We start from the raw sequence: 26,948 nt of genomic DNA, 5'->3' as shown, positions 1-26,948 counted from the left end.
AGCCAGCGAGGAATGTTTGTTGATGGTTCACTTGGCCTCTGCTGACGATCGACCTGGTCTCCGGTGACGTGCCGTCGCGGTGTCGGCGCCAGCGGGGTGTCCCAGCGCCGACAAGCGGCACCCTGAGGTTATAGCCGCCGGGCGAAAGACTTCGTCAAATGTCACAGCCGCGCATCCGATTTGCAGGGCGTTTGTGACAGATCCCTGGGTAAGCGACAGGTCGAGCGCTTGCGGGTGACGCCTGCCTTCGAACGGATTGCCGTCGAACCGCCAGGGATCGTCTGTGGCCAATTCTACATGCGGCCAATGGCGACTGTCATGCTCTGCCAAGTCCGTCTCCCTTCGATTCGCAATCATTCTTGGGCGCCGATGCCGGATGATGTCACCGTCGAAAAATCCCTCAAAAGAGTGGGCCTATGCGATAGCGCGGTATCTTCCGACGCGTCGGTGGTTCTCGAACCAACGCTGGGGGTTCTGATCGGAACATCTTTGCCACCGCTGCTTGGCACAGTGGCAGCAGAGTTGCGCGACAACCAATCGCTATTGCTCAAGGTGCATAGCGCATACGCCTTCAAAGGAAGCAAAAGGAACAGATTGATGGGTGTATGGAGACAAAATCCCAGAAATCGCAATTCGCGAGCACGAAACGCTGCCACGCTGCAGCGGATCAGCGTCATGGCCGCAATCATGATGCCAGTCCACCAAGGAACTTCGTCAGTCAGCGCAAGGTGCGCGATCCCTGTTGACACGGACACAGCGAGGAGGAGCGGCCCGACATTTTGCCCGACCACGTCCAAGGTGAGATAGCGATCAAGGCTGGGTAGCAGGCGCAGCGAAAGCAGCGTGTCTCTGAAGGTGCTTCGCGCCCAGCGCAGTTGCTGGCGTAGATATGGCCGCACCCGATCCGGCACGACCGTTGCCGCGATCGCGTCCGGAATGTACTCGGTTCGAAGCCCTGCTTTCAGCATGAGGATCGTGAGATGGCGATCCTCGCCGAAGTCGCTTAGCTTCCCACGAAACAGCTGCGTTTCGTATTGATCAAGAACCATAAGCAGCGCCGACCGGCGATACATCGCACATGGGCCACAGCAGCACATAACCGCACCGAAACGAGCTTGGGCTGCGCGCTCCTCGTTGCAAGCAAGCCAGTACTCCATATCAATCAACCGGGTCAGCCAATTCTCGTCCCTGTTGCTGGCTATCAACTGACCCATGGCCGCGCCGATCTGGGGATCTCGCATCTTTGACGCGAGCTTCGTCACCACGTCGAAAGCGAGCGTTGTGTCGGAGTCGACGTTGAGCACCAAATCTCCGGATGAGCGGCGGATCGCAGCGATCTGCGCTTTGCGCTTTCCGACATTGCGCGGGAGCAGAATGAAGTTGAACCTCGGATCATGCGCATGGATATTGTGAACGGGTCCCACGGCAGCCCGATTTGCAGACCCGTCATCGACCACATAGATCCGCAGTTTTCCGCCGTAGTCTTGGTCCGCAATAGAAGCTAGGCAGGCAGAGAGAGTGTCCGGGTCCTCATTATAGCATGGGATGATGACATCCACGCTCGGCAGAAGGCGAGAACCGGCCGGGCCATCCGAGGTCGAGGACGGGTCTGCCGGCGAAGCATAAACCGTCTGCATGCCTTTGTAGGCAGTCGAGAGCAATGCGTAGACCGAGACAGCACCAATGCTGATTGCGTCGAGCAGGTTCATGGGATGTCGCTTTGTTCAGTGGGTTGGGGGAGGGAGCGGATTGCAAATCCCCGCTCGTGCAACTCTGGGATCAGACGAGACAGGGCATTCAGCGTCTGGTCCCGCTGACCGGCCTCAGCATTTGGACTGAACTCGTTGGGGGGACAGGCATCGTGCAAGAGCACGATTGAGCCCGGGCGGACGGAGGCCATTACCGTATCGACAATTGCCTCGACGCCGGGCCGAGACCAGTCTTGAGGGTCGATCGACCAGTGGACCGGCGTCAGACCAGCGCGCGCACAGGTCGTGAGGACTTGTTCCGTCCAATTGCCATACGGCGCGCGCATATGCGCCAGTGAGGCCTCGGGACATGCCAACCGGACGACCCTGTTTGTCTCGAGTATCTCATACTGTACCTGGCCAAGGTGGCATTCGGACGGCTCGCGATGCGTCATTGTGTGATTGCCAACCCGGTGCCCTTCTGCAACCATCCGTCGGACGAGCTCGGGATGTTCCGCCGCATACGCCCCGACGACGAAGAAAGTTGCCGACGCCCGGTTTTCCGCAAGAAGATCGAGGATGTCCGGCGTGCAGCGCGGATTGGGACCGTCGTCAAACGTCAAATAAACTGTGCGATCGCCGGCGCCCTCGCCACATTCACCGCGCAATTCGGGTATGCAGCTGAGGGGTCTCACAGCTCTGGCCCGTTTCGATCGATTATCGTGCCGGCCGGCCATTCGGACATCGGCTGTGCAATCGGGAGAACGATGAGGACTACGTCCTCGGTGCGGGTGGGCGGTTTGTCGAGAAGCGCACGTGGAAGGGTGGATCGCAGGCTGATACCAGCCATAATCGTCGCCAAACCGTGCCGGCTGAACCTTGCAACATGCTGCTGCAGCGCGGGTCGAACCGCGCCAAAAGCGAATGGGACATTGAGCTCCCGCAAGACTGGATGCATGACCCGGACTGAATGCGCAATCCAGAGCCCCTCAAGGTCCGGACGCACCCCATAAAGGCCAAGCTCCGCCACCAACAGATCGATCGCGCCAATCCTGATGAAGCGGCGCAGCAGACCGATGTGGGCGGCTACCCCTTTCGAGTCATAGCCGATTGCACGGAGTTCAGGCCTCGCACCGCCCCAACTCTGACTGCCTTCGAATGGTTTGGCATTGAATATCCCGGTCGGACCATAGATTGCTCGGAAGAACGCCGCAAGTTCCACATGGTCGTCAAGAGAAAGCTCGTTTTCCCAACACAGTCTCCAGCGCAATTTTGATCGCGTTGTTCCTTGCTGTGCTACTGAGTCAAGCATAACTTGATCCAATCTCGAAACAATTTACGACTTGTATGCCAAGCAGTTCAGCCTAGCGGGAGAGTTGTCTGTTCGGATCCAGCATCTATTGTCACACGGGATACTGACAAAACCTTGCAGCAATGGACAGCCGCCTCTATCGATAGCCTGCTTTGCAACTAAAGGTGGTTCTCTGGAGCCGAGCTGTAGACAGTCTTCCTTTTGGCTGGCGAATTCTAAGCTTCGAGCTTCTCTAATGCAGCATTCCCTAAAGTTGGTAAAATCGATTGTTTTGATAACGGTCATCCAACTCTTGGATAGAAGGAGTGGCCGTGGGCAGCTTCAGGCGCCGCTAGCATCCGTTCGCCCGTTCCCGCGCGCGTGTCTTTTGCAAGGGTGGATGGACGATTGTGACCGTTACACGTGAGGAAGGCCGCCAGCCCGCATGGGGACACCAGCTTGCGCCGACGAAGGCGGCAGCCGAACGGGACAAATTGCAGCGAACCCGTTGAAGTGCCCATGAGGCCGGGCAGCGGCGCAAGCACCCCACTGCAGGAGACCCGCCGCAGCCGAGCCGGGAAGCTGGCAAGTGTATGACAGCGATGGCTCGCGAGGGGCGACGAATCCCGCGAAGACCGTCAGGCGGGGAAGTCGCTTCGTCAAAACGTAGATCCTGAAATGTCGATACAGCCATCACGCGTACGGAAGGCGGCGCAAACGGCGTCAGCATTTCGCCGATCGTGGGATAGACATTCCCAGATGCGGTCCGAGGATAATGCGGCCAAGCACCTGCACTTAAGGTTGGGCACTGAGGCGCCTTGGACGCGCGGGTTTCGCGCTTCGAACTGGTGCAGCTAACATTTTTGCTCTCCTTGGCCGGTTTGGGCCGGACTTCACGGGTCGCGGCGCTCCGGTCGAGCGCGGCGGCAGTCTCGGTCGCAAGATGCGTGCCAGCCCGAGAAACGTTGCGATGGCGCCGTTTTTCTCATGGCTTCGCCACTGTCCATCAGCCGATTTGTGCGGGTTTTCGCACATGCAGGCGGAACACCGCACTAACGTCGGTCGTCGGCGGTTAGGCGGTTGCGAAAAATGCCCTGCCGGTTTGCACCAAAGTGCCTGTTTTGGCCGGATAGACCCAACTACCAAAAACTCCGAAGACTGATCCTCAATTCAATTGGCTCTGCGATGGCGACCTCGGCGTGCGAGCATGGGGCAACCATTCTCGGTGCCGCTGAGTAGGGCTCGCTGTCACCGATCATGTGGTCACGCAGAATGCGCGGGATTCTCCGCCCTGGCTCTCGCGACGACGGCGCTTCGCGCCAGGAGAACCAGCAGTGATGGAAGCGCCAGGAGTCGGGCATTCTGTTGCGGGCAGTTTTGCTGTTCGGACGCAACGACATGGTCAAAAACACGGAGGCCAACGCTGAAGCGCCAGAACTCGTGCACCCAGTCTACGGTTTGGATCTCGGTAGTCGTCGCACCAGCAGAAGAAGGACAAAAATCGCACGGCGGTGTCCAGATTTGGATGCCCTATGTTCACCTTTATCCCGGCTTTCGCCCGAACTGTGGCGCCGCGCCACTGTCGCGAGGGAGGTAAGCTCGCCCTGCCGGTGCCCGGAGCCTAAGAACGGGCAAGCCGTTCCTTGCCACTGCGACGAGGAGTCAGACGGTCGCCGACCTCAAAAAATTTCGCGTACGGTCCGCGTGCGAAGTGGCGCCGCAACTCTTCGAAATTCTCTATCGTTTGGTCCAGCGGGCGTGCTTCCTGGCGCTTTAGGTTAGCGGTACCAGAGGGCCCAAACGCTGCGACCCCCAGAAACTCCCAAATTTTAGCCAAGCACGCCGAGGGCTCGCGAAGAAGCGTCTCATACTCGGCCACATGCAAGTCGGTGGACGCGAAGGAGCGCGCGACACGATTGTGGAAATCATCGGCGGTCTTGAAATAAGCCTCGCAGCAAGCGGCTGGCAGCTTGACGGACGGAGCCGCGTCGTTGTCCGAACTGAACTTCAGCCACTGGCGGGTTTGCCTCGCCTGTGTCAGCGATCGCAGCGACTCCAATGTGTTTTCGCGGACCAGGAGGATGACCTTGAGACCTGGCCAACGGGCGAGCTCAGCAAAAAAGCTCGGACGCTCGTGAAACTGAGGTTCGTTGATCTTGCAACCAACGCGCGTTACCGCCTTGTCAGTTGGATTGGGGAAGCGCAGATAGGCAAGCTCGAGGAGTTCGCGGTCACTGCCTAGCAAGCGACCCTTATCGGCCCAGTTCACGTCGTAGGTGTTGAGCAACTCACCGTTGCTCAGCACGTTCGGATGCTCGTTCAACAACTCTTCCAGGTAATGCGTGCCCGTCCTCGGCATCGCAAGGATCACAAATGGGCCGGGTGCGGGCATGGGATAGGTCATTGGATGTGTCTCCGATCAGCATTGCTGATAAAAATTCGACTGGGACTATACGGGAACAGCGGTCTGGATGAAGCTGCGCCGCAGCCGATGTGAGCCGCCGCACTCTCGAAACGTTGTGCCTCGATCCAAAGATCTCGGCGAATTCGACATGATCGGTGATACCCAGCGCTCCAGTCATTTCGAAAGGTCCTGTCAGGACCCCTGTCGCCACTTGCTGAGACACGCGCCAAAAGCGTTCAAACTGGAGCCGTTTCGACGCGTCCGCAGGGGTGTTGGGAGTACGCCTGCTCGAAGCAGCCGAGTGGGAGCTTATTGCGGGCACACGAACAACATGATTACACCGGACATGGGCATCGGTTGAGGCTCGGTGCACACGTCGGGAACCGGCGGAAGTGAGCAGCCGTGTTTCTCGTCAGCAGCCTAATTCTCAAGATTGACACTTTACTATGCCCCACTCCATAAACTTGGTAAAATTCACTGTTTTGATGCCTCCCATCCACGCTATGGATAAAATGCCAGGTGCGCTTTAAAGGCCTCGATCTAAACCTTCTCGTCGTGCTCGACGCGCTCATGAACGAGCGCAACCTGACTGCTGCCGCGCGCAGCATTAACCTGAGCCAGCCGGCCATGAGCGCGGCCGTCGCCCGGTTGCGCGACTTTTTTCGCGATGAGCTGTTTACGATGAGGGGCCGCGAACTTGTCCCAACGCCTCGTGCCGAAGGGCTTGCTCCCGCGGTCCGCGAGGCTCTGCTGCACGTCCAGCTCTCCATCATTTCCTGGGACATGTTCAACCCAGGTCAATCGGAGCGTTGCTTCAAGATCGGCATTTCCGACTACATGACGCTCGTATTTTTCCAAGCGGTCGTGCAGCGCGTCGCGCGAGAAGCTCCCGCCGTCAGCTTTGAGTTGCTTTCTCTCACCGATGACCCCGATGAACTACTCCGGCGCGGTGAGATCGATTTCCTAGTCCTTCCAGACGTGTTCATGTCGAGCGCACATCCTAAAGCAGCACTGTTCGACGAGACATTCGTGTGCGTGGGCTGCCCCACCAACGAGCAGCTGTCAGGACAGCTCACATTTGAGCAGTACATGTCGATGGGGCACGTTGCCGCCAAATTCGGGCGTACCCGGCAGCCATCTATTGAAGAATGGCTTTTGCTCGAGCACGGTATCAAGAGACGTCTCGAGGTGGTCGTGCAGGGGTTTAGCATGATCCCGCCCTTGCTGCCGCATACTGATCGCATAGCGACCTTACCATTACGGCTGGTCAAGCACTTTGCAAAAGCAGTGCCCCTGCGAATTGTCGAACTTCCGCTGCCACTTCCCGCATTCACATTGGCCCTCCAATGGCCTGCGCTTCACAACAGCGACTCGGCAAGCATTTGGATGCGGGACATTCTATTGGAGGAAGCATCCCGCTTGGCTTCTCCCCAGGAGACTGGGGCCCTCAAGACCTCTTAGTTCAATGGGGGATGGCAAGTATCACCAACGGAAGGACGTCCCGTCCGGGCGTCCTCGCCCGCAACCCCTCAGAAAGGTGTTTGCATTCCAAACACATTTGGGCGTCCCGACCGCGAGGTAAACTGGTATCGTGCAATCAGGTGACGTGTTTCGGACGTATCCTCGTCTGAGATGCCCTCGCTCCCCACCGGCGCGATAGCTGGCCCGCAGCATCGTCGTCCCCCATGCAGCCTTCCCGCAGCTGACCTCCGTACGGCCTCCGGATCCGACGGGCGAGATCAGTTATTGTTGTGGGTGGCCTCGGTTTGGCCATCCTCTGGGAAGGTGCCGGGCGACGCTGATGGCTTATTTCAGCTCGACTGAATCGCAAGCGTAGGCCGCAACCCGCGCCGTTCCTCAAAGCCTTTCTCTTGACCAAGCCTCACAGAACCCATGCTGGACAGCTTCGACATCCAATCGCTAACAGGCCAGCTTACTGGCCAACGATCGCGCTTGACCGACCCGCACCGTGACAGCAGCGCCACTGTGCAGATTCTGAAGCTCAGCCGTTTCAACCGCGGCATCCACCCGCTGCAACGATACAACGCGACCTTGGGGCGAATGGCGCAGGAGCGCCGCAGATGAGATGCACACACCTGTCTATGCCGCCGGTCGATTCAGCCGTCGGCTGGGGCTTGCGCAACGGCTCTGGCCATTTACCGGAATACCTCATGCGGCAAGCCGAGCTGCGGCTACGTCTATCGGCATGTCAATGACTGTGACTGCACACGCAGCCAGGAACCGGCGTTCGTTTCTGGTCAGCACCGACCCATCAATGAGCGCGAAATGTGGGCCGTCGGATCGCTTCATGATCTGCAAGGCGTAGGTGCGTAGCATCTGATCGTCGAAGCGGCAGCCGACGAAGAAGAAGCCCCGATTGTTCCGCCGCTGCTTCACCTGATTAGGGATCGGGGTCTGGATATCGATATCTGTCAGCACTTCGACATAGTCGGAATCTGAAACCAGGAAGTTTGCCGCAGGCCTGATGCTGCCATGGGGCACATAGAGAACGGTCTCAACCGGCGGTACCGGGTCGAGTTCAATTCCGGACAAATCATAGGCTTTGGTCCAAATGTCTTTGGTTTCGTTCGCCCGCGTGACGCCTTGTATCTCGACGACATCCGTTCGGCCGGTCGCGATGAGGGCCGCGCGCATGGCGCCATCATACCAACTGTCGACGATAAGCGAGAGCGGCAGCGTGGCGAGCCAGGCGTGGAGGATGGTCGGCGCTGCAGGCGGTGCGAAGATCTCGGCCATCCAACCCTGAAGTGTCCGGCGATGTCGGCGCTGTTCGATAAACTGCGCGACAGACCACATATTGGTGCGGATCTTGGAGGGGGCTGGGGCGCGCGCGTTGAGTGCCGAGGCGATGGCTTCCGGCGTGTGCGGTACCGGCGGTTTCGCGCAGCCGAGCTGGAGAAGCCCCGGGCCGAGATAGGGAACCATCACGTCGGCCGCGAGCGCCTCCTTGATCAGGTCAAGCCGCGTTTCGGCATGGCTGTCCCGAGTGATCAAAAGATGGCGCGGGACGGTGTTCATGCTCATTCCATTAGCCTTCATGCTATCCACCCGCCTTCCTACTCGGCGTCAGAGATTTTTCGAGCCTCAACGGTGATCGGCAATCGCGTATCCCGCGGAAGGTCGGGCAGGACGAAGCGCCAGCCGTTCCTAAGCGTTACGGCTCCGCCCCAGAGGCATTCATTCTCAATCTGGATGATCGGCTCTTCGAGATCTTTCTTGGGAACATAGGCCGACAGGCCGGCGCCGGTCCTGCGGATCATCAACTTCATGTGGCTGCCCGTTTGTCAGCCGCGGCATTCATTTCGCCATCAGATGGAGTACAGGACCTGTCGAGGCTCACCATTTCACGCGCCCGCATTCCCACAACTGTGCCACGACCAATCCACTCGACCGCATAAATGTAGAACTGCTGGAGAAAGGTGCCGATGTCGCGCACATAACCTTCGTCACCCGTCCGCACCAGGTTTTCGCCAATCTCCCTACCGGGATAGGTGCCGTCATTTTTGACGTGGCGTGTGGCGCGGACCCGTTCGCCCGGCATAAACCCTGGACGCTTGTGGATTTCGACCTCCTGTTCGCGCCAGAGCGTCATGGCTGTTCTCCTTCTGGCAGCTGCACACTGCCGATAAAGCTGTTCAAAGTATGCTTTGCAGTGACCGGCCGTTCTGGCCTATTGGGACGTCAGGCCGGAACGCAGGTCATCTCCACCGGGCAAACCGAGGCGCATTGCTGTGCATCAAAGGCGTCCTTGCATTCTGTGCACTTCTGCGGGTCGATGACGTACGCCTCGCCTTTGAATTTGATCGCACCCGAAGGACATTCGAACTCGCAGGCTCCGCACTGGGTGCATTGGGATGCGATGATCTTGAACGCCATTTTTGTTCAACTCCTGGTCGGTTTGGATTGAGAGATTTCAGGCCGTCGCGGCCAATGGTTTGGCGCCAAACTCGGCGGCGTAAACCGTGCTGATCGCGGTCTCGATATGCTCATAGCCATAATCATCCGTTCCCCGGATTCCAGCTCCCCTGAGCTGAGCCTTCGGGCTATCTCCGATCTTGGCGCACAGCACGATGTCGATGCCTTCGAGGGCGGCGAGGACGCCTGCGAGGGTAGCATCCTCGCCCCAGCCGCCCAGGCAGTACTGCTCGACCTTCCGATGCCCGACCAGGCTGATTCCTCTCGGCGAGGCCTCATAGATCTGGAACTCTCTCGCGTGGCCGAAATGTGCGTTGATGCGGCCACCGCCCTTGCTGGCCACGGCGATAAGAAGCGACTTGCCCGAACCCGCTGCCTTGACCATTTCGGTCGCCTCGCTTTTGGCCACCGCTCGATCGCCGCGCTCGCGGGCGACCACCTCGCGATACGCATCGTGCTTGCTCGCATCGTAGGTGACCTCGTCGGAGATCTGGTCGAGCGTGAACTCCTGGCCACGATCCTCTCCGAGCAGGCCAACGGCATCGGCCCGGCATTGCCTGCAATGGCGCATCAATCTGGCACCGCCTTCGAGACGATCTTGAAGTGCCTTCAACTCCATCGCCTTAGGGCCGCGTTGCCCCGTCAGGCCGTAATGCGTGCCGTGCTCCGGGTTCGAAATCAGCGGCATGATGTTGTGCAGGAAGGCGCCGCGCGCCTTGACCCATTTATTCACCTCGATCAGGTGTTCGTCGTTGACGCCGGGGATCATCACCGAATTGATTTTGGTAAGGATGCCGCGCGCCGTCAGCATCTCCAGGCCAAGCATTTGCCGCTCGTGCAGGATCCTGGCGGCGTCAATGCCGGTATAGCGGCGGTGCTTGTAGAAGATCCAAGGATGGATCTTTGCGCCGATTTGGGGGTCGACCATGTTGATGGTGATCGTAACGTGATCGACATGCATGTCGCAAAGATCGGCGACATGGTCCGGCAGCGCGAGGCCGTTGGTCGAGATGCAAAGCTTGAGGTCGGGGATTTCCTCGGCGACGCGTCCGAACGTCGCCTTTGTTTTGTTCCAGTCGTAACAGGCGTCGCCCGGTCCCGCGATGCCGAGCACGGAAAGCTGGGGCACTTGATTCGCGACCGCGATCACCTTGCGGACCGCTTGTTCAGGCGTCAACTTTTCGGAGACGACACCAGGTCGGCTCTCGTTGGCGCAGTCATATTTGCGGTTGCAGTAGTTGCACTGAATGTTGCAAGCCGGGGCGACCGCCACATGCATGCGGGCGAAATAGTGGTGCGCTTCTTCTGAATAGCAGGGGTGGTCCTTGACCTTCTCCCAGACAGCCGACTCCATGACGTCAGGGCTCGCGCGCGAGCCGCAGGTTGAAGACGCGCATCCTGCCGATTTCGCGGGCGAGATCGTTTTGGTCTCGCTTTCAAGCGAAGTCATCGGTGGGGACATTGAATGGCTCTGTTAGGCTGACGTTACACTTCCAGGCGCAAGGCCCGTGCCAAGCCCGAAGTGGTGGCATTCAGCCATAATCTCGGCTTGTCGTGTCTGGTTTGTCAGCTGCTTACGACTTCGGTCCTGTCAGACTTCCGACATTGGCGAAGCGAATGGGCCCCGAGAGGACGGTCCCTTTTCTGCAAAACGGCCGTCACGCAGACGTCTAGAATTTCTTCACCTCGATGCCGTGCTTGCGTAGTGCATAGCCGACTTGGCGGGGCGTGAGGCCGAGGAGACGAGCCGCCTTGGCCTGGACCGAGCCGGCCTTTTCCATCGCGGCGATCAGCCGGTCGCGTTCCGTCAGCCGGGTCCCAAGCGCGGGACGATCAGGATCGTTCGCATCGCCGGCGCTGTCGGCCCATCCATCGGCCGAGCCGGAGATGCGCCTGGCCGGCAGCGGCGATCCATCCCGGTTCATGTCGCCACGGGGAACATCGGCAACGGTATTCGTTCCCTGCGAACAGCCGCCTCGTTTCCAAATCAGCGAGGAAAGACACTGGCCGTTTTTACAGGCAAAATCGGACGGAGCGATCGTCCCGGACCGGGCAAGTGTAGCCGTTCTTCGCACGCAATTTTCCAGCTCGCGAACATTGCCAGGGAAGTAGCATTGCGACACGACGTCAAGCGCCGAGGGTGCGAAGGCGAGCTCACGATGGTTCTCCTTGTTGAACCGGTCGAGGAAGGCTTCTGCCAGGCGTGGAATATCGCCAGGTCGGGCTCGCAGTGGAGGCAGGATGATTGGTATCACGCTGATGCGGTAATAGAGGTCAGCCCTGAACTCCCCATTCACCACGGCCGTTTCAAGATCCTTGTTGGTGGCACATATAAGCCGAACGTCGACCTTTAGTGTCCTGTTTCCGCCGACCCGCTCCAGTTCACCTTCCTGCAACACGCGCAACAGTTTGGCTTGAAAGGCGGGCGAAATCTCGCCGATCTCATCGAGTAACAAGGTTCCGCCATGCGCCAATTCGAAACGGCCCGCCCGTTGCGCGATAGCCCCGGTGAAGGCGCCCTTTTCATGCCCAAACAGCTCCGATTCCAGAACGCTTTCAGGCAACGCAGCGCAGTTCAATTTGATGAAAGCCTTCGTCTTTCGAGTTGAAAGCTTATGGATCGCTTGCGCGAAGAATTCCTTGCCAGTGCCGCTCTCGCCCCGCAGAAGGACGGTGGAATTGGTCCTTGCCACGGTTGGAACCATTTCAAGCACCCGCTTAATTGCTTGGCTCTCCCCGATGATTCCGTCGATTTTGACCGACGCATACCGGCTGGCGGTCCGTTCTTGGTCGCGCGGTTTGCCCGGTCCAGTTTGCTGTTCGACGAGATGTTGTCCATCATTGTTCGCAAGGCGGTGGAGATGGACAACTTGGCCGACCAGGTCGGCGACCATGTTCAGGAAGCACATGTCCTCATTGTGGTGGACGTAGCTGGGTTCGTTGGCGCGCTCGATCGACAATATTCCAAGAGTTTCATGCTGAACTTTAACAGGGATGCCGAGAAAGGTCAGTGTAACAGCGTTGTCGTTCGACGCCCTTTCAAACTCACCCTGAAACAGTTCGGACTTGCTGACATCCTGTATGATCACCGGCCTCGCCGTAGCGATGATTTGGTCGATTATGGCCTGCGGAATGGCGCGGCGCGACTGGGGTGGATAGACGTTGCCGGTTGTTGCGGAGATGTCCGGCTTTCCATCGGCCCCAAAGACGGTGATTGCTCCACGACGCATGCGCACGAATGGAAATAGCGCCTTGACGACATTGGCCAGCGTGGTCTCCAGCCGGGCAGGGGCGGTCAGGATCTTCGATATCTCGTATAGGCCCTTGAGCGAAATATCCGCTTTGTGCGCGCTTGCTATGGCTGGTTCAGGTGGGGTGCTGCCAAGTCCGACTCCGTTGAGCCTGCCGCGCATTGTGTCGTCCATTCAAACAGCTCCGTGTGTCCCCCCACCGGCAGATTGTATTTTTCGGATGTCGAGGAGAAGTATCGACCATGCCGTCTTCAATTGCGAGCACCTGCCGGTGCGATCACCCGAACTTGAACAGAACACCGAAGCCACCGCGCGGATAATCCCACGTGATCTCCCCACTGGCCTCGCACAGCACTCGGCATGTGCCACACTCCATGCACCCGTCGGCCGCGATCTCAACTTGGCCCGTGGCGTTCAGCTCATAGCATTTGGCTGGGCAGATGCGTGTCAATGCCAGCAGGTTCGGGCTCGGACTTTTGTGAGGTCGCACCTTGATATGAGGGCGCCCGGCATCGACGAGATATCGGTTTTGATAGAGCTTGTCCTCGACACGCACGGTCGGCACTGCGATCGTCATCTTGCTCTCCCTCAGCGCCAGGCGAATGCCAGGCGCAATGCGTCGCGGACCAGCCCCCAGCGCGAACGCGCGGCGATGTATGCGGCAGTGGTCGCCTTTTCCTTTTCAAGTTTCGGAGTGCCGTCGACCCGCACGAGGTTCTGCGCAGCCAGAGAAATCAGCTGCGGGTACGTCATGAACCAAGTATGCGAGTTGGTATGCAGCAGTGCCGGCATGTCCTTATGTTTTCGGAGATCCTTGAGGACGAAAGAACTCTCCAGCATGGTTTTGTAGAGGGCGAGGTTCTTTTTGGACGCCGTGAGATTCCGGCCCTTGATTTGAACGATCGCCTCGCCCGCGATGCGGCCGGACGTCATGGCGAGGTTCGACCCCTCACGGTGAATCGCGTTGTTCAATTGCGCTGCATCTCCGACCACGACCCAACCGTCGCCGAAGAGCTGCGGGACCGCCTTATAACCACCTTCGGGAATAAGATGCGCGGCATATTCCTTCACCTCCGAGCCCGCGATCAGCGCCCGGACCGAGGGGTGGTTCTTGAATGCATCAAGCAGAACGTAAGGGCTCTCCATCGTGGCAGCGAAATCCGAAACGAGGCAACCAATGCCAAGTGAGATCGATTCCTTATTGGTGTAGAGAAACGCCAGCCCTGTCATGCTGCGGGAGATGGTCCCCGCCGCCTCGATCACGCAGCCTTCATTGCCCTTGAGGCCGAAGCGCTGCTCGATCAGCTCTTCGGGCAGGAAATGCATTTCCTTGACGGCGAGCGCCACAGTTTCTGGCTTAGGCATTTCGCGCAGCCCCGACCGCGTGCCAAGCAGTCCGTTCACGCCCTCTGCGAGAACGACCACGTCGGCCAAGATCCTTTCGCCGGCTCTGTCGGTGCGAACGCCTACGACCTTGCCCGCAGTGTCGTATGCGAGCTCCGTCGCCGTCGTCTCGCATAGGACCGTCGCGCCGGCCTCGCGCACCTTGCGCGAAAACCACTTGTCGAACTGGGCGCGGATGATTGTGTAGCGGTTTGGCTTTGCCTCGTTGAAGTCGTCGGATCGATAGTGGATCCCAGCATGGGATGTGTTGTCCATCATCCAGAAGCGTTGCTCGACCAGATGCCGCTCAAGAGGCGCGTCATCGCGAAAGTCCGGGATGATCTTCTCAAGCATGTGCGCATACATGATGGCGCCCTGGACATTCTTGGATCCCGGATACTCGCCGCGCTCCAACTGCAACACCTTCAGGCCGCAGCTTGCCATCGTAAAAGCAGCCGCGTTTCCAGCCATGCCGGCCCCAACGACGATGGCGTCAAATTTTTCCTCGATCATCGCCGTCTCCCTTAGCTCGCAAGCTTGTCGCGACTGTGCGGCGACAGCCGTCGGGTGAAGGCTTCCGTCAACGCCGGCAGGAAGCGGATCGCATCGGTGGTGATACCGATATGGGCGAAATCGAAAATCGGCGCGTTCGGGTCGGTATTGACGGCCACGATCAGATCGGCGCTTTCAACGCCCACCCGGTGCTGGATAGCGCCCGAAATTCCCGCCGCTATGTAGAGCTTCGGCCGGATGGTCTTGCCGGTCTGGCCAATCTGCCGTTCAGCCGGCATCCAGCCTTTCTGGACCAGTGGGCGCGAACAGCCATATTCGGCGCCGAGCGTGCGTGCGAGCTTCGTCACAACCTGCAGGTTCTCCGCCCCGCCAAGGCCAAGGCCTCCCGCAACCACAACATCGGCAAAGGCAAGATTTGCCTTAACCGACTGCGTATCGGGCAGGAAGGCAAGGACCTTGGTGACGATCTCGTCCTCGAGCATCGACAGCTTGTACTGGATGACACGTCCGACAGGCTTTTCCTCCCGCTGCGGCAAAGGCATGACTCTCGGCCGCACTGTCGCCATCTGCGGCCGGCAGTTGAGCGTGTAGATCGTGCACAACAAGGAGCCCCCGAAGGTCGGCCGAGTCGCGGCAAGCGAACCGTCAGGATCCACGTCAAGTTGGGTGCAGTCGGCCGTGAGCCCTGTCAGCAAGGTGGTCGCCACGGAGCCGGCAAGATCCCTGCCACGCATCGTGGCACCCAGAAGCAGGATTTCGGGTTTGTATGAATTGACCAGGTCAGTCATTGCCTTTGTGAACGGCTCATTGCGATAGTCGACGAGCAGCGGCGACTCCACGATGTAGGCAAGATCGGCACCATAGGCGAAGGCCTGGGCGACGGCTTGCCAAGAGGCCTCTCCAGTGGGTCCGAGCACCACCCCCGCAAGCTCCACGCCAAGCTTGTCGGCCAGCTTGCGACCTTCGCCAAGCAGCTCGAAAGAAACCGGATGGACTTCGCCGCGCTCCAGCTCGATGAAAACCCAGACGTGCCGATAGTCCCTGAAACGCTCGGGCAGATCCTTCTTCATGCCGGCACGACCACCGTGAGGAGGGGTTTCTCGGTTAACGCTCGACATCTTCAGCTCCTTGCCCTCAGGCACCTTCGAAGGCCAGTTCATGTTCCAGCGCCGGCCGGCGGGCGAAAATCGCGGCAATCAGCTCGTCAGCGAGATCACGCAGCAGCTTATCTGCGGTGTCGATCTGAACCGCCTTCACCGCCCGGCTGGCAGGGGCGAACACACGCTTCACGACAGTCGGCGATCCACGAAGGCCGCATTTGCTCAGGTCCTCGATACCGGCATCGGCCGCACTCCATTTCACGATCTGGCTGCGGGCGGCGCGCAGGGCATCATCCAGCGAGCCGCGACGGATCTCGTTGGTGCCTTCCAGCATCGTTATGAGGCAAGGAAACTTGGTCTTCAGCATCTGCATACCGCCTTCGGCGCGGCGCTCGACCGTGATCTCGTGCGCATCGAGATTCAGGGAGGCGATCTTGGCGACATAGGTGAGTTGCAGGAGGCCAAGGCGTTTGGCGATGCCAGGCCCGACCTGGGCAGTGTCGCCGTCGATTGTCTGCTTGCCCGTGAACACCATATCCGGCGGGCCGAATGCCTCCGCGATTTTGCATATTGCCTGCGAAAGCGCGAAGGAGGTCGCCAACGTGTCGGAGCCGGCAAAAAAACGGTCGGTCAGGAGCACCGCGCGGTCAGCGCCGTAGGTGAGCGCCTTGCGCAGCGCGTCCTCTGCCATAGGAGGACCCATGGTGAGCACGGTGACTTCGCCGCCAACGATATCGCGTAAGCTGAGTGCTGCTTCAAGGGCAAACAGATCGTATGGGTTGATGATGGTCGGCACCCCCTGGCGCATGATCGTATTCGTCACCGGGTGGACGCGTATCTGCGCGGAGTCCGGGACCTGTTTGATACAGACGATGATATGCATGCGGTCTCTCTGGCCTCTATGCGGCTTAGCGCTTGATCTGTCTGCAAGCACCATTCGTGCCAACGATTAGTATCGGCGCGATCCCTTTGAGACGCGGCGTTGTGCTTCCAAGCAGTGTTTGCGGAAGGGCGATTTTGTCGGCTTTAAGACCTTGTCCTGTGGCAACCGTGTCGCGTTCACTCCTCAAACGGCTTTAGGATGGAATCGAAAGGGACGAAGGCGCGGCCCGGCGTGACGGGACCATCTGGATCGTGGTCTTTGAGCACCTTGAAGACCCGGTGCCTGAGTGGCGAGGAAGTCACGAAGTCCTCATAGGCACGTTCCAGTGTGGCGCGTGCCCGTGCGGCGATCACCTGATCGGTAAGATCGCGGAAATCCTCTTTGGCAAGATATTGGCCCATGCGCTTCATGATGTGGAGACGCGAGACATTGAGCACCTTCGGATCATAGCAGACGCCAAGGACCTGGAAAAACTCCTCCGCGGAAGACAAGCCGTTCAGCCGCGTGAGGATGTCGGTGACGTCGATGTTTGGCCTTTCGGCGGAACAGTGGCTCATGGCAATCTCCCTGATTGGTGATGAATCTCAGGCTCGGATTTCTGGTCTTCACCAAGGCCCGGATCTAAATCCCTTCGCCGTATCCGTTGCAGGTCGGGGAGGAATCACGCAGCTTCTCCACGAGCGCGGGCATCACGTCGAGCACCCGGTCGATATCCTTCCCGCTGTTGTCGCGTGACAGCGAGAAGCGGATTGTCCCTTGTACCGCGGTGCTGGCAATGTTCATTGCTCTCAGGACGTGGCTCGGTTCCCGCGAGCCGCAGCTGCAGGCGGACCCCGAAGAACAGGCGATCCCCTCGCGATCGAGAAGAAGCAGCAGGCCGTCGGCTTCAACATTTTCGAAGGCGATGTTGGTGGTGTTCGAGAGCCGCTCCATCGGATCGCCGATCACGAAAGCCGCTGGAATGCGCTGGAGAAGCCCGCACTCCAGCCGATCGCGGAGAGACTTTATCCGCTTGCTGTCCTCATCCATAAATTTCATGGCAAGCTCGGCTGCCTTGCCAAGTCCGACTATGCCAGGCGTATTCTCTGTGCCGGCGCGCCGGTTGCGCTCCTGGTGTCCCCCCTTGATTAGCGACCGAAAGGGTACGCCGCGCTTGATATAGAGCGCACCGATCCCCTTGGGACCGTGCAGCTTGTGACCGGAGAGCGACAGCATGTCGATTGCTGTCGAAGTCAAATCCACCGGAAGCTTACCGACGGCCTGCACCGCGTCCGTATGGAACAGGGCACCGACTTCCTTGGCCAAGTCAGCAAGCTCTGCCGTAGGGAAAATCGTCCCGGTCTCGTTATTCGCCCACATGATTGAGACGATTGCCACGTGCGGGGTCAGCGCCGCCTTGTAGGCGTCAACGTCGAGCCGGCCACGGCCATCCACCGGGATCTTGTGCACCTTAATGTCGCACGTCTTTTCAAGATGCTCGCAGAGCGCCATCACGGCCGGATGCTCGACTGCTGAGGTCACGATCTCTGTGCGGCGAGGCATCACCCCCAGCGCCGAAAGGATTGCTGCATTGTTGCTTTCCGTTCCGCCCGATGTGAAGGCGATCTCATCCTCGAATTGCGCGCCGATCAGCGCTTGCAACTGCTGGCGCGCCCTTTTCACAACCGCGCTGACAGAAGCGCCAAAACCGTGCTTTGACGAAGGATTGCCGAACTGATCCACAAAGAGCGGCCGCATCGCTTCAAAGACTTCAGGGTCCACGCGTGTCGTTGCGTTGCTGTCGAGATAGATAGGCCTCATGAATCTCTCCTTAGCTGACCGGGAACACGCCTGGGCAAGATGCTCCACGAGGTCCTGGCCCAGGCGATGGTGACGAAGTGGATCGGCAATCGTCCAGGCGCCGATAGGCGACAGCACTCGCCAGAACGGCTGGGCAGAAGAGGTATTGCGCGGCGCGTAGTCCCACAGGATCTCTCTACTCCCAGCCAAATCAGCCGAAGGACTTCCCACAGGCGCATTTCTCCAGCGCGTTGGGGTTGTCGAAGACAAAGCCAGAGGCTTCGAAGCTGGTGACGAAATCGACCGTCATGCCAGCGACGTGGGGTTGCGAGGATAGGTCCACGAACACCCTGACCCCCTCTTTTTCGATGACCGCATCGCCATCGCGCGCGAGGCTTTCCAGGCCCATGATATACTTCAGTCCGGCGCACCCGCCCCCTTCGACCTTGATGCGTAACCCCGCCGCCGGCTCGCTGGCTTGGGAAAGCGCGGTCCTTACGGCGGCAACAGCATTTTCGGTGAGCGTGATCATGGGACGCTTTCTCCTCAGTCCGCGATGCGTTCGCCCATGTCGACGCAGGTATCGTGCCAGCGGAGAAAGCTGTTTCTAATCAATGTGATATTTTCGACAGGTCACGTCGTGTGTCGGATATCGCACAACGCGCAGCCTGATTGGATGACCGGGCAGGGTCTTTCTCCACTCCGCCCTTCCTCGCAAATGCCCGGCAACAAACACCCACCCTCGGTTAGTCGAGCCCCGCGACAAGGGGGTTCAGCCCTGGCTTTTTCTCGGGCTCTTTCAAGTCAGGACTAGTCGAGGCTCCTTCGGCGCAATTGGCACGGCTTTTGAAAAGCCCTCGTCGCGAACACGCAGGAAAGCGGCCGCCATTTCATATCGCCTGTGGCAACGCAACGAGGGAAGGACAGCAAAAACATGTCAGCTCGGTATCGGAGCCCCAAAGTTCGAAAGACGTTTTCGTCCCCGTACGTAGTTTCCGCCTTTAGCTTTCTAGCGTCTGTGCGCTTTGGCGCGCCCTTGTAATCTCATGGACAGAATTCATCACAAGCTGCGCGACGGCGCTTTTCGCGACGTTCTCGGCCACACGGTTCAACAATGGCGCAGACAGCCAGCCCGGCTCGCGACGGTACTGACGGCGCAGCTTGCGGCCACGCTGGCTGACGTGCTGATGCCGTTCTATGCGGGCCGTCTCGTCGATCGCGTTGCTCAGGGTACCGCCCTGGATGCAACAGCCTGGGATGCGGTGCTTACCGCCTTCTTCGTGGGGATTGCTCTCATATTTGGAGCGACCATCGTCCGGCACGTCGGCTCGACCGCACTAATGGAGCTGACGTTGAAGATGATGACAGATGCCGCGAGCGATGCCTTCCAGCGCGTACAGCGCTTTTCCACTGACTGGCATGCCAACAACTTCGCCGGCTCGACAATGCGCAAGATCACCCGCGGCTTGTGGGCCATCGACCTCCTGAACTACACGCTTCTCACCGCGCTGTTCCCTTCGTTGGCCATGCTGATCGGTTCGGCCGTGTTGCTCGGCTGGCATTGGGCAGTGATGGGATTGATTATTGCATGCGGTTCAATCGTCTACCTGACGTTGACGGTCGCGTTATCGCTAGGCTACGTGGCGCCGGCCGCGAGCCTTGCCAACCGCTGGGATACAAAGCTGGGCGGCGCGTTGGCGGATGCAATCAGCTGCAATGCAGTGGTCAAAGGGTTCGGTGCCGAAACGCGAGAGGACGATCGCCTCGCGAGGGTCGTGGCGAAATGGCGGGACCGTACTCGCCGCACTTGGGTGCGCGCGACGATTAACGCCACAACCCAAAGCATAGCGATCCTCGCACTTAGAACGGCTGTTGTCGGCTATGCCTTACTGCTGTGGTCGCGCGGCCAGGCAACCGCGGGCGATATCGCCCTGGTGCTGACCTCCTTCTTCTTGCTACAGGGTTATCTTCGTGATGTCGGCTTGAACCTCCGCTACTTGCAGCGCTCTGTTAATGATTTGGAAGAGCTGGTCGATATTCAGGGCCAACCTCTTGGTGCCGCCGAGGATCCCTCGGCCAGACCGATCCGGATCACGGAAGGCCACATCGAATTCGAGAAGGTCTCGTTCCACTATGGCAGCCGTCAGCAGCCGCTCTATCGCGACTTATCGGTCTCAATCCAGGCCGGCGAGCGGGTCGGTCTAGTCGGCCCCTCCGGTTCAGGAAAGACGACGTTCGTGAAGCTCATCCAGCGCCTTTACGACGTGAGTGATGGCGTAATCCTGATCGACCGGCAGGATATCTCGAGGGTGACGCAGGCTTCTCTTCGTTCGCAGATCGCGATCGTGCAACAAGAGCCCGTCTTGTTTCATCGTTCCCTCGCCGAGAACATTGCCTACGGCCGAACTGGCGCCAGCCAAGCAGAGATCGAGCAAGCGGCGCGGCTTGCCAGCGCGCATAATTTCATTGTGCAACTGCCGAAGGGATACGGCACGCTTGTCGGTGAACGCGGGGTCAAGCTTTCCGGCGGCGAGCGCCAGCGAGTAGCGATCGCGCGCGCTTTTCTCGCCAATGCGCGAATCTTAATTCTTGACGAGGCGACCTCCAGTCTTGATTCAGAGTCGGAGGCGTTGATCCAAAGCGCGATGGAACGGCTCACGCTCGGCCGCACCACGCTCGTCGTCGCGCACCGGCTTTCGACGGTACGCGCGCTTGACAGGCTGCTCGTATTCGATCGCGGCCAGATCGTCGAGCAGGGAGATCACGATTCGCTGATCCGCCTGGAGGGTGGTGTCTATAGCCGGCTGATCAAAGGGCAGGCGCTGGGGTCGACAACTGACCCGGTCTGAGGTCAGCAGAGCAAATGGATTCCGGTGGAGATATTGTTGTACTGGGATCAGCGCCTCAACGATGATGTCTGATAGAGCGCCTTGATCCGGCAACGACGATGTCGACAGTGCCTCAGCGCTTTAAGTGGAGGAACTCGTCGCCGTAGCAATCAACGCAGAACGAGCTCCTCAATGCGTGAACACTTTGCGGCTGGCGTGCGCCAGCATCCCCGGCAGCGCGCGGAGCGTCAGCAAGGCCGATGGTCACCGAAGAGGCCACGATCTCCTCGCGGTAAGGTAGCCCGGAACGATCGCCGCATTGCCGCTTCCGTTCCGCCCGAGGCGAAGGCGATCTCAACGATCGAAGACTCAGGAAACATTCGAGTCGTTGCGCGAGTCTCTGCCGGGATGCAGACTATGCCGGAAGTCGATTCAGGATCCGGGCGCGAGAAAGGCGAGACCCACCCGCCATCGATTTGGAAGCTTTCGTCGGCAGGAAGAACGGCCACGGCCTGATCGTCATCATCAACGCCAGCCGCGCTTTTGACGGCGCCGTTGCACGGAGGATGGGATGTTCATTGCCTCCCGGTATTTCATAACAGTCCGGCGAGCAAGGTCGATGCCGTTTTGCCTGAGCCGGGCAGCGATGTCCTCATCGGAGAGCGCGGCATCTTCCGCGGCGATGATCGCCTTGATCTGATGGCGAACGGCTTCAGCGGAGTGGGCGTCGCCGTGCTGGGAGGAGCCGATCGCAACGGTGAAGAAATACTTGAGTTCGAACACGCCACGCGGAGTGAGCATGTACTTGTTCGACGTCACCCGGCTCACAGTCGACTCATGCATGTTGATCGCATCCGCAACGGCTCTGAGATTGAGAGGCCGCAGATGGGCTACGCCATGTCTCAAAAAGGCATCTTGCTGGCGCACGATTTCCGCGGTCACCTTGAGGATCGTCTTGGCGCGCTGGTCGAGGCTGCGCACGAGCCAATTCGCATTGTCCAGGCATTCGTTTAGAAATGCCTGGTCCTTCGGATTTTGGGCGGTGAGGCGCAACACTTCGACAAAATAGCTCTGGTTGACGAGCAGTCGGGGCAGCGTGTCTGGATCAAGTTCGACATTCCATCCACCCGCGGGCGACGGCAGGACCCACACGTCAGGTACGATTGTTTCCGGCCCCCCTGATTGGAACCGGTTACCAGGCTTTGGATCGAGCGCACGCAGTTCGTGCAACATGTCGACAAAGTCGTCTTCATCGACCCCGCAACGCCGCCTCAATCCCTTGAAGTCGCCTTCAGCAACCATCTCGAGATTGGCGATCAAAGCTGCCATCGCCGGGTCGAACCGGTCCTGCTGACGCAACTGGATTTCAAGGCACTCGGCGAGGGTTCGCGCAAATACCCCCGGCGGGTCAAAAAGCTGCAGGGTTGCCAGAACCCGTTCCACAACAGCCATGGGGGCATTCACGATTGCCGCTAGCTCCAGAATGTCCACCTGAAGATACCCGGTGTCGTCCAGATGACTGGCCAGCGCGCCGGCAATCACCCGCTCCCCTGGGTTGAACGCAGTGAGGGCGATCTGACCAGCGATATGTTCGTGCAGTGTTTCAGGATTGGGGACAAACTTCTCTGGCGAAAATTCTTCCCCAGGCGTGCCAGTGGCTGTGTCGCGCGTTGATTTCTGTGGCCGGAGCCGATCCGAACACTGGCCCCCGATAGGCCCATCGACCCGGCTTTCGCGTTCGTCGCTGGGAAGATTCTCCCCCGAACTCGGTGAGGTATTACTATCAGACTCACTGGTGTTCGATGTCAGCTCCAGAAGCGGATTTTTCTCGACTTGCTGCTCCACGAATTGACGCAGTTCCGTGTGCGCCAGTTGCAGCAAGCGGATCGACTCAATGAGTTGAGGTGTCAGAACCTGGGATTGCCTCTGGCTCTGAAGCAGGCTTGCTGAGGACTTCATGACTACCGCCAACTCCCGTTGAGCGACGCACCTAGGCTGTGCGCACTGGACCCTGTGAGACGTTCATTCCAGAAGGCGTGCCTTGAACCTCTCTCAGCGATTTAAGAATGTTCTGCGGCGAAGAGACGCCATACGGGTCCGTCTCACAGTTGTCGCAGAAACCGTCCTCCTCGAACCACCGCTCCACCACACCATCGTTGATCACGGCGGCGTAACGCCAGGAGCGCATACCGAAGCCGACATTGTCCTTGGCCACCAGCATACCCATCTTGCGCGTGAACTCGCCCGAGCCATCCGGGATGAGCTGGACCTTCTGCAGTCCCAAAGCTTTGCCCCAGGCATTCATGACGTAGGCGTCGTTGACCGACATGCAGTAGATAGCCTCAACTCCCTCTTTCTCGAACTCATCATAGAGCTCTTCAAAATCCGGCACTTGGTAAGTCGAGCAGGTCGGCGTAAAGGCGCCCGGCAGCGAGAACAGGATGACGCGCTTGCCTTTGAAATAGTCGTCGGAAGTGGTGTCTTCCCAGCGGAACGGATTCGGCCCGCCAATAGATTCGTCGCGAACACGCGTGCGAAACGTCGCGAAGGGAACGGTCATCAATTTTGCTCCTGTAAGGGAAACTGGCGCAGTGCGTCTCTATGGGGCAGCCGTAAGCTCGACACTGGCCGGTTAGGGTGAGGCGTCTTGCGGCGCCGATCCTTGCCGCGGCCAGGGCCAGGCTCCAGCTCTTCGGCACCCGACGAGGTCGATCGGGGTGACTTGGGTTCTCTGGTGCGCCTTCTACGGCCGTGCCGTTGAACGGGATATCGACGACGAATTGCGCGTTTGTGAGTAAAGTGCGCCGGGGCACTCAAGAGGCCTCGAAGCGTAACGACAGGGTTGCCGACGTCAGGATGGCCCTCGAGGGCAAGGCAGGGATATTCATCAATATTGACGATGGCCCGAGCAGCATCCTCGCCGGACACACCGCTCGTGTGATCGACTCCCGTACGGACGCGAACGTTCCCCAACGTCGTTTGAACGCACCGGAAACGCGTTGCCTCGCCGTCAGCAACACTGGCGGTGCGCAACGTGCCCGCCAAAGGCGGTGACATATGCATGGGTCCTACATTCACGCCACATCGACATTGCCATTCCCTCTGCAACAAGGCTCATCTCCTTCGTCCGTGACGTGTTCTCGGATCTCCACGCATGGATCGTGCCAAGGAGAAATCGTTCGAAAACAAGGGGCGGGTCCTAATGTGCTATGTCGCATGTCGGACATCGGACATTGCGAGCCGCGGTCGCTTGGCTTGGGCAATTCCGCTTCGGCTGTGAGCATCCTCTCCACCATTTGGGAGTGCCTGAAACGGACACGCCTGTGTCGGGTTTGTCGAGCCGGTGACGCCCGTGTCATCCCCGTTCTTGGCTGTGCTCCGACCAAAGCTCCCAAGAAATGCTTTCCAGCTCTCGTTTTGTCGCAGGCGCCGCAGTTGGCACGGCGTTTGCTCGCTTCACCACGAGCGGTAGGTCGCTGCGTAGGCTTTCAAGTCGCCGATGACATCGCGATCGAGACCACGAAACAAGGAAGCGAAATGTCAGGTCAGCCTCAGGAAGGCATTATTTGGAGGATGGGCGTCAGCCGCCGTGTTCGAACGGCCTATCGGCCCGATCGGCTTCCACACGCACATGCGCCCAGCACCGGCCAGTGGCCTTTGATAGATCAGGCGATCAGCTTCGACGAGCATGTGCTTGCCTGCGTCCTCTCAAGAGCGCTCGATGAGATCGATGTCGGCGAGGCGACTGCCACCCAGGCAACCGGCCTTTCGCTTGCCGATCTGCGCGATGTTCTGACGGATCGTTTTCCGCACGCCCCTATCAGCGCCTTCGCCTTAGAAGAGGCATCGGACGTCGAACCGGAGATGGAAGAAAAACTGCTGCGCGACCTGTTGTTAATGCAGGCCCGGCCGGGAGACCCGGCGAGCGCCCGGTTTGCCAAAATCATCGCCCGGCGCGCCATGCGCGATGACCATCTCTGGCAGGATCTTGGCCTTTTCAATCGGGCCGAACTCAGCCGCTTACTCGCCACGCATTTCCCGGCACTGGCAGCCGGCAACACCAGGAACATGAAATGGAAGAAGTACCTCTACCGCATGCTCTGCGAGGCTGAAGGTTTTTCAATATGTACCGCGCCCAGTTGCCGCCAATGCACCGATTTCGAAAGCTGCTTTGGCTCGGAGGAAGATGAGAGCCACCTTGCACGGATCAGGAACGACATTGATTTGGATGAAGAGGCGTCTTCAGGAGTTACGAGAGCGCCAGCGCTTGATCCCGCGCTACTGCTGGAACGGGGATGATCATCGCTTGGCGATTTCTTGTGCCAGGGCCCTTGAGACAGAGGCCCAACGCCATGCCGCTCCAAGGAGGCGACATATGACGAAAAACCAGCTTCGGAGCAATCCGGTTCCAGATCATGTCCCGCCCGAAATGGTAAGGAACTTCAGCCTGTTCACGTCGCCTGGGATGTTACCCACGGCCAACGGGGATCCCCACGCAGCCGTGACTTGCGTCCATGCCGGGCCGCCGATCTTTTATGCTCCCAACAACACGCGCGATGGCCGGGGTACCTGGGTCATCACGCGCGCCAGTGACCAACGCAAAGTGCTGCAGGACACCGAAACCTTTTCCAGCCACCGCAGCATCTTCGCCTCCGCGCTTGGCGAAAACTGGCCGATGATTCCCCTCGAACTGGACCCGCCGGCCCACGGCATCTTTCGTTCACTCCTCAACCCACTGTTTACACCCCAGCGTGTAAGGGCACTGGAACCGGCCGTTCGGGAACGGGCGATCGCGCTGATCGACACGATCGCCGCGTCCGGCACAAACTGCGATGTGATGAAGGATTTCGCCTACCCTTTCGCGGTCAACATCTTCCTTCGCTTTCTCGGGCTACCCGACGACCGGCTCGCCATCTTTGTCGGCTGGGGAAAGGATCTGCTCCATGGCGACGCTGTCAAAAGGAAGGCCGCGGCCCAGCGGATTGTCGCTTTCATCGACGACCTTGCAGCCCTGCGCCGCAAGGCACCCGTTGATGACTTCATGACCTTCGTCGTGCAGGCACAGGTCGCGGGCCGCCCGCTGACCAACGAGGAAGTCCGTGGCATCGGCGTGCTTCTGTTCGTCGCGGGTCTCGACACGGTTGCAGCAGCCATAGGCTTTGACTTGGCCCATCTCTCGCGCAATCCGAAAGACCAGGAGTGGCTGCGAAGCAAACCAAACCGCATCGTGGTCGCAGCCGAAGAGTTACTGCGCGCTTACCCGACCGTGCAGATGATCCGCGTGGCAACACGAGACATCGACTTCGACGGCGTGCCGATCCGTAAAGGGGACTATATTTCCTGTGCCACCATGATTGCCAATCGCGACCCGGCGGAATTCGAATGCCCCAACACGATCGATCTGGCGCGCGAGGAGAATCGCCACACCGCCTTTGCCCATGGCCCCCACCGCTGCCTTGGGTCACATCTTGCCCGGCGCGAGATTGTCATTGGCCTGGAGGAGTGGCTGGCGCGCATCCCGGCGCTCCGGATCAAGGAAGGTACGGCCCCCATCACCCATGGTGGCCATGCGTTCGGGATCGACAACCTGATCCTGGACTGGTCCTGAACAATGCCGTCGCGAGTTGGAGAAGATGTCGCGAGTTGGAGAATATGGAGCGAGCGCCATGCGCGTCATCGTCAACAAAGCAAAATGTCAGGGTCACGCGCGATGCTGGGCGCAAGCGCCGGAGATCTTCACGCTTGATGACGAGGGCTACATCGAGCCCGGTGACATTAAGGTGGCGAAGAGAGACGAACTGAAGGCGGCACGAGGGGCACGATCCTGCCCTGAACGTGCCCTGGCAATCGATCGCGCGGCCACTTCTTGAATCGGCGACCGTCTTTCTCGCG

General features: G+C 59.3%; 26 protein-coding genes. 6 read left to right on the top strand and 20 right to left on the bottom strand.

All coding sequences use genetic code 11. From position 1 onward, the window contains the following. Window positions 1-27: 27 nt before the first annotated feature. The 5 genes from C7I87_RS36515 to C7I87_RS22050 all read right to left on the bottom strand — a co-directional run bounded on the left by C7I87_RS36515 (window position 28) and on the right by C7I87_RS22050 (window position 5,383). On the bottom strand, window positions 28-357 hold the full coding sequence (locus tag C7I87_RS36515; protein ID WP_149906187.1) for an SAM-dependent methyltransferase: 330 nt from the start codon (window positions 355-357) through the stop codon (window positions 28-30). Next, window positions 354-1,709, bottom strand: coding sequence for a chitooligosaccharide synthase NodC (gene nodC, locus C7I87_RS22065; RefSeq protein WP_149906186.1), 1,356 nt, complete (start codon window positions 1,707-1,709; stop codon window positions 354-356). Before nodC ends, C7I87_RS36515 begins: the two co-directional genes overlap by 4 nt. Then, window positions 1,706-2,425, bottom strand: a complete 720-nt coding sequence (gene nodB, locus C7I87_RS22060) for a chitooligosaccharide deacetylase NodB (RefSeq protein ID WP_149906185.1) — start codon at window positions 2,423-2,425, stop codon at window positions 1,706-1,708. The genes nodC and nodB overlap by 4 nt, the downstream gene beginning before the upstream one ends. Beyond that, a complete protein-coding gene (locus C7I87_RS22055; protein WP_149906184.1) occupies window positions 2,380-3,000 on the bottom strand; it encodes a NodA family N-acyltransferase in 621 nt (206 codons plus the stop codon). The genes nodB and C7I87_RS22055 overlap by 46 nt, the downstream gene beginning before the upstream one ends. 1,600 nt (window positions 3,001-4,600) lie before the next feature. After that, window positions 4,601-5,383, bottom strand: a complete 783-nt coding sequence (locus C7I87_RS22050) for a sulfotransferase domain-containing protein (protein ID WP_149906183.1) — start codon at window positions 5,381-5,383, stop codon at window positions 4,601-4,603. 519 nt (window positions 5,384-5,902) lie between these two features. On the opposite strand from C7I87_RS22050, the gene C7I87_RS22045 reads away from it, so the two are divergent. Continuing rightward, window positions 5,903-6,844 (top strand): LysR family transcriptional regulator, encoded by a 942-nt coding sequence (locus C7I87_RS22045; protein WP_149906182.1) that lies wholly within the window; start codon window positions 5,903-5,905, stop codon window positions 6,842-6,844. A gap of 432 nt (window positions 6,845-7,276) precedes the next feature. Continuing rightward, a complete protein-coding gene (locus C7I87_RS22040; protein WP_149906181.1) occupies window positions 7,277-7,468 on the top strand; it encodes a hypothetical protein in 192 nt (63 codons plus the stop codon). Between the two features lie 84 nt (window positions 7,469-7,552). Here C7I87_RS22040 and C7I87_RS22035 read toward each other — a convergent pair whose 3' ends face one another. The 13 genes from C7I87_RS22035 to C7I87_RS21975 all read right to left on the bottom strand — a co-directional run bounded on the left by C7I87_RS22035 (window position 7,553) and on the right by C7I87_RS21975 (window position 18,760). Continuing rightward, entirely contained in the window at window positions 7,553-8,422 is an 870-nt protein-coding gene (locus C7I87_RS22035) for an SIR2 family NAD-dependent protein deacylase (protein ID WP_149906206.1), read from the bottom strand. Between the two features lie 38 nt (window positions 8,423-8,460). Then, the gene (gene nifT / locus C7I87_RS22030) at window positions 8,461-8,673 is read right to left on the bottom strand and encodes a putative nitrogen fixation protein NifT (RefSeq protein ID WP_149906180.1); all 213 of its coding nucleotides are present in this window, start codon (window positions 8,671-8,673) and stop codon (window positions 8,461-8,463) included. Further along, the gene (locus tag C7I87_RS22025) at window positions 8,670-8,996 is read right to left on the bottom strand and encodes a nitrogen fixation protein NifZ (protein ID WP_149906179.1); all 327 of its coding nucleotides are present in this window, start codon (window positions 8,994-8,996) and stop codon (window positions 8,670-8,672) included. Before C7I87_RS22025 ends, nifT begins: the two co-directional genes overlap by 4 nt. A gap of 89 nt (window positions 8,997-9,085) precedes the next feature. Further along, window positions 9,086-9,280 (bottom strand): 4Fe-4S binding protein, encoded by a 195-nt coding sequence (locus tag C7I87_RS22020; protein ID WP_149906178.1) that lies wholly within the window; start codon window positions 9,278-9,280, stop codon window positions 9,086-9,088. A 37-nt stretch (window positions 9,281-9,317) separates the two neighbouring features. Beyond that, window positions 9,318-10,781, bottom strand: a complete 1,464-nt coding sequence (nifB, locus tag C7I87_RS22015; protein WP_149906177.1) for a nitrogenase cofactor biosynthesis protein NifB — start codon at window positions 10,779-10,781, stop codon at window positions 9,318-9,320. A 208-nt stretch (window positions 10,782-10,989) separates the two neighbouring features. Continuing rightward, a complete protein-coding gene (gene nifA / locus C7I87_RS22010; RefSeq protein ID WP_246696347.1) occupies window positions 10,990-12,744 on the bottom strand; it encodes a nif-specific transcriptional activator NifA in 1,755 nt (584 codons plus the stop codon). 103 nt (window positions 12,745-12,847) lie between these two features. Beyond that, window positions 12,848-13,147, bottom strand: coding sequence for a ferredoxin family protein (locus tag C7I87_RS22005; RefSeq protein ID WP_149906176.1), 300 nt, complete (start codon window positions 13,145-13,147; stop codon window positions 12,848-12,850). 11 nt (window positions 13,148-13,158) lie between these two features. After that, on the bottom strand, window positions 13,159-14,466 hold the full coding sequence (locus C7I87_RS22000) for an FAD-dependent oxidoreductase (protein ID WP_149906175.1): 1,308 nt from the start codon (window positions 14,464-14,466) through the stop codon (window positions 13,159-13,161). A gap of 11 nt (window positions 14,467-14,477) precedes the next feature. Beyond that, a complete protein-coding gene (locus C7I87_RS21995; protein WP_149906204.1) occupies window positions 14,478-15,584 on the bottom strand; it encodes an electron transfer flavoprotein subunit alpha/FixB family protein in 1,107 nt (368 codons plus the stop codon). 16 nt (window positions 15,585-15,600) lie between these two features. Continuing rightward, a complete protein-coding gene (locus tag C7I87_RS21990) occupies window positions 15,601-16,449 on the bottom strand; it encodes an electron transfer flavoprotein subunit beta/FixA family protein (RefSeq protein ID WP_149906174.1) in 849 nt (282 codons plus the stop codon). Window positions 16,450-16,625: 176 nt separating this feature from the next. Then, window positions 16,626-17,006 carry a nitrogenase stabilizing/protective protein NifW gene (gene nifW, locus C7I87_RS21985; RefSeq protein WP_149906173.1) on the bottom strand — a complete coding sequence of 127 codons (381 nt, stop codon included), beginning with the start codon at window positions 17,004-17,006 and terminating at the stop codon, window positions 16,626-16,628. A 64-nt stretch (window positions 17,007-17,070) separates the two neighbouring features. Continuing rightward, the gene (gene nifS, locus C7I87_RS21980; RefSeq protein WP_149906172.1) at window positions 17,071-18,249 is read right to left on the bottom strand and encodes a cysteine desulfurase NifS; all 1,179 of its coding nucleotides are present in this window, start codon (window positions 18,247-18,249) and stop codon (window positions 17,071-17,073) included. A 190-nt stretch (window positions 18,250-18,439) separates the two neighbouring features. Beyond that, complete coding sequence (locus C7I87_RS21975) at window positions 18,440-18,760, bottom strand: iron-sulfur cluster assembly accessory protein (protein ID WP_149906171.1); 321 nt, start codon at window positions 18,758-18,760, stop codon at window positions 18,440-18,442. A gap of 514 nt (window positions 18,761-19,274) precedes the next feature. Here C7I87_RS21975 and C7I87_RS21970 point away from each other — a divergent pair. Continuing rightward, on the top strand, window positions 19,275-21,077 hold the full coding sequence (locus C7I87_RS21970) for an ABC transporter ATP-binding protein (RefSeq protein WP_149906170.1): 1,803 nt from the start codon (window positions 19,275-19,277) through the stop codon (window positions 21,075-21,077). Between the two features lie 504 nt (window positions 21,078-21,581). On the opposite strand, the gene rpoN is transcribed toward C7I87_RS21970, so the two are convergent. Continuing rightward, window positions 21,582-23,015 (bottom strand): RNA polymerase factor sigma-54, encoded by a 1,434-nt coding sequence (rpoN, locus tag C7I87_RS21965; RefSeq protein WP_149906169.1) that lies wholly within the window; start codon window positions 23,013-23,015, stop codon window positions 21,582-21,584. Window positions 23,016-23,046: 31 nt separating this feature from the next. Next, the gene (locus tag C7I87_RS21960; protein WP_149906168.1) at window positions 23,047-23,616 is read right to left on the bottom strand and encodes a peroxiredoxin; all 570 of its coding nucleotides are present in this window, start codon (window positions 23,614-23,616) and stop codon (window positions 23,047-23,049) included. 977 nt (window positions 23,617-24,593) lie between these two features. Between C7I87_RS21960 and C7I87_RS21955 the strand changes: the two genes are divergently transcribed. The 3 genes from C7I87_RS21955 (at window position 24,594) to C7I87_RS21945 (ending at window position 26,926) form a co-directional block, all read left to right on the top strand. Beyond that, window positions 24,594-25,355 (top strand): nitrogen fixation protein NifQ, encoded by a 762-nt coding sequence (locus C7I87_RS21955; protein ID WP_149906167.1) that lies wholly within the window; start codon window positions 24,594-24,596, stop codon window positions 25,353-25,355. 130 nt (window positions 25,356-25,485) lie between these two features. After that, on the top strand, window positions 25,486-26,664 hold the full coding sequence (locus tag C7I87_RS21950) for a cytochrome P450 (protein ID WP_188393935.1): 1,179 nt from the start codon (window positions 25,486-25,488) through the stop codon (window positions 26,662-26,664). Window positions 26,665-26,722: 58 nt separating this feature from the next. Beyond that, window positions 26,723-26,926: a ferredoxin gene (locus C7I87_RS21945; protein WP_149906165.1), complete on the top strand. Its 204-nt coding sequence runs from the start codon at window positions 26,723-26,725 to the stop codon at window positions 26,924-26,926. Window positions 26,927-26,948 lie beyond the last annotated feature (22 nt).

This window comes from Mesorhizobium sp. SARCC-RB16n (assembly GCF_008520305.1).
Taxonomy (GTDB): Bacteria; Pseudomonadota; Alphaproteobacteria; order Rhizobiales; family Rhizobiaceae; genus Mesorhizobium.
This window is presented reverse-complemented; position numbering and strand designations above follow the sequence as displayed.

Coding starts and splice junctions, on each gene's coding strand:
- C7I87_RS36515 (WP_149906187.1), bottom strand. CDS start 357: ATGATTGCGAATCGAAGGGAGACGGACTTGGCAGAGCATGACAGTCGC.
- nodC (WP_149906186.1), bottom strand. CDS start 1,709: ATGAACCTGCTCGACGCAATCAGCATTGGTGCTGTCTCGGTCTACGCA.
- nodB (WP_149906185.1), bottom strand. CDS start 2,425: ATGGCCGGCCGGCACGATAATCGATCGAAACGGGCCAGAGCTGTGAGA.
- C7I87_RS22055 (WP_149906184.1), bottom strand. CDS start 3,000: ATGCTTGACTCAGTAGCACAGCAAGGAACAACGCGATCAAAATTGCGC.
- C7I87_RS22050 (WP_149906183.1), bottom strand. CDS start 5,383: ATGACCTATCCCATGCCCGCACCCGGCCCATTTGTGATCCTTGCGATG.
- C7I87_RS22040 (WP_149906181.1), top strand. CDS start 7,277: ATGCTGGACAGCTTCGACATCCAATCGCTAACAGGCCAGCTTACTGGC.
- C7I87_RS22035 (WP_149906206.1), bottom strand. CDS start 8,422: ATGAACACCGTCCCGCGCCATCTTTTGATCACTCGGGACAGCCATGCC.
- nifT (WP_149906180.1), bottom strand. CDS start 8,673: ATGAAGTTGATGATCCGCAGGACCGGCGCCGGCCTGTCGGCCTATGTT.
- C7I87_RS22025 (WP_149906179.1), bottom strand. CDS start 8,996: ATGACGCTCTGGCGCGAACAGGAGGTCGAAATCCACAAGCGTCCAGGG.
- C7I87_RS22020 (WP_149906178.1), bottom strand. CDS start 9,280: ATGGCGTTCAAGATCATCGCATCCCAATGCACCCAGTGCGGAGCCTGC.
- nifB (WP_149906177.1), bottom strand. CDS start 10,781: ATGTCCCCACCGATGACTTCGCTTGAAAGCGAGACCAAAACGATCTCG.
- nifA (WP_246696347.1), bottom strand. CDS start 12,744: ATGGACGACACAATGCGCGGCAGGCTCAACGGAGTCGGACTTGGCAGC.
- C7I87_RS22005 (WP_149906176.1), bottom strand. CDS start 13,147: ATGACGATCGCAGTGCCGACCGTGCGTGTCGAGGACAAGCTCTATCAA.
- C7I87_RS22000 (WP_149906175.1), bottom strand. CDS start 14,466: ATGATCGAGGAAAAATTTGACGCCATCGTCGTTGGGGCCGGCATGGCT.
- C7I87_RS21995 (WP_149906204.1), bottom strand. CDS start 15,584: ATGTCGAGCGTTAACCGAGAAACCCCTCCTCACGGTGGTCGTGCCGGC.
- C7I87_RS21990 (WP_149906174.1), bottom strand. CDS start 16,449: ATGCATATCATCGTCTGTATCAAACAGGTCCCGGACTCCGCGCAGATA.
- nifW (WP_149906173.1), bottom strand. CDS start 17,006: ATGAGCCACTGTTCCGCCGAAAGGCCAAACATCGACGTCACCGACATC.
- nifS (WP_149906172.1), bottom strand. CDS start 18,249: ATGAGGCCTATCTATCTCGACAGCAACGCAACGACACGCGTGGACCCT.
- C7I87_RS21975 (WP_149906171.1), bottom strand. CDS start 18,760: ATGATCACGCTCACCGAAAATGCTGTTGCCGCCGTAAGGACCGCGCTT.
- C7I87_RS21970 (WP_149906170.1), top strand. CDS start 19,275: ATGGACAGAATTCATCACAAGCTGCGCGACGGCGCTTTTCGCGACGTT.
- rpoN (WP_149906169.1), bottom strand. CDS start 23,015: ATGAAGTCCTCAGCAAGCCTGCTTCAGAGCCAGAGGCAATCCCAGGTT.
- C7I87_RS21960 (WP_149906168.1), bottom strand. CDS start 23,616: ATGACCGTTCCCTTCGCGACGTTTCGCACGCGTGTTCGCGACGAATCT.
- C7I87_RS21955 (WP_149906167.1), top strand. CDS start 24,594: ATGTCAGGTCAGCCTCAGGAAGGCATTATTTGGAGGATGGGCGTCAGC.
- C7I87_RS21950 (WP_188393935.1), top strand. CDS start 25,486: ATGGTAAGGAACTTCAGCCTGTTCACGTCGCCTGGGATGTTACCCACG.
- C7I87_RS21945 (WP_149906165.1), top strand. CDS start 26,723: ATGCGCGTCATCGTCAACAAAGCAAAATGTCAGGGTCACGCGCGATGC.